General features: G+C 65.2%; 1 protein-coding gene and 1 pseudogene. Both read left to right on the forward strand.

Annotated elements, in window-relative coordinates; translation table 11 throughout:
* Nucleotides 1-419 (forward strand): annotated as a pseudogene (locus I5W_RS05940) (aldose 1-epimerase); the annotation flags it as partial.
* A 21-nt stretch (nt 420-440) separates the two neighbouring features.
* Nucleotides 441-1,043, forward strand: a 603-nt coding sequence (locus I5W_RS05945) for a 2-dehydro-3-deoxygalactonokinase (protein WP_044528554.1), incomplete at its 3' end; no start/stop codon positions are given.

Genomic DNA, 1,043 nt, shown 5'->3' on the forward strand with positions numbered 1-1,043 from the left:
TCCGCTCACGGGGCGTGTGGCTGTCCGGGCCGGATCGCATCCCCACCGGTTTTACGCGGCAGTTGCCGCCCGGCTGGGACTACAACCGCGCCGCCTCGCTGCAAGGCGGCCTGATCGACAATTGCTTCGAAGGTTGGGATGGCCTGGCCATGATCGAGGATCCGACGCGCGGCTTGCGCTTGCAGATGCATACCACCGACCGCAGCGGCTACGTGCTTATGTTCCGCCCCAATGGCTTGCCGTATTTCTGCCTGGAGCCGGTGACGCACCCCATCGATGCCTTCCACCAGCCCAAGCAACCCGGCCTGATCGCGCTGGCGCCAGGCGAAGACATGGTACTGCTGACCCGCTTCACGGTCTGCGACATCGCCCAGGAACAAGCGCAGACCGACACTCAACACACCAGCCTGGCGCGCTGACGCCGGGCACTGAACCAGACGATGAACCAAGAGCACAACCAAGACTGCGCCCTGATTGCCCTGGACTGGGGCACCTCCTCGCTGCGCTGCTATCGCTTCGATGGCCACGGCCAGGTCCTGGAGCGCCGCGCCCATCCCTGGGGCATCATGAACCTGCCGGCAGTGGAACATGGCGATGATGCGCAAGCCCCTTACCGTGCCGCGCTGGAAGCGGCCTGCGGCGACTGGCTCAAGGCGGCCCCGCAAGCACCGCTGATTGCCGCCGGCATGGTCGGCAGCAAGCAGGGCTGGCGCGAAGCGGCCTACCTGAACGTACCGCTGGCGCCGCACAGCATCGGCAGCAAGCTGACCCAGGTCGATACCGGCCTGGGCCGCGTGCTGTGGATCGTGCCCGGCCTGCTGGAAAATTCGGCGCTGCCCAATGTCATGCGTGGCGAAGAAACCCAGGTCATCGGCGCCCTGCAGACCCGTCATGAACGTGAACTGCTGATCGGCCTGCCCGGCACCCATTCCAAGTGGGTGCGCGTGATCGATGGTCGCATCGAACATTTCGATACCTTCATGACCGGCGAAATCTATGGCGCCCTGTGCGGGCACACCATCCTGGGCCGCCACATGCACAAA

Origin of the sequence: Herbaspirillum sp. B65, assembly GCF_000333555.1 — a bacterium.
In the GTDB taxonomy this organism is placed as follows: domain Bacteria; phylum Pseudomonadota; class Gammaproteobacteria; order Burkholderiales; family Burkholderiaceae_D; genus Herbaspirillum; species Herbaspirillum rubrisubalbicans.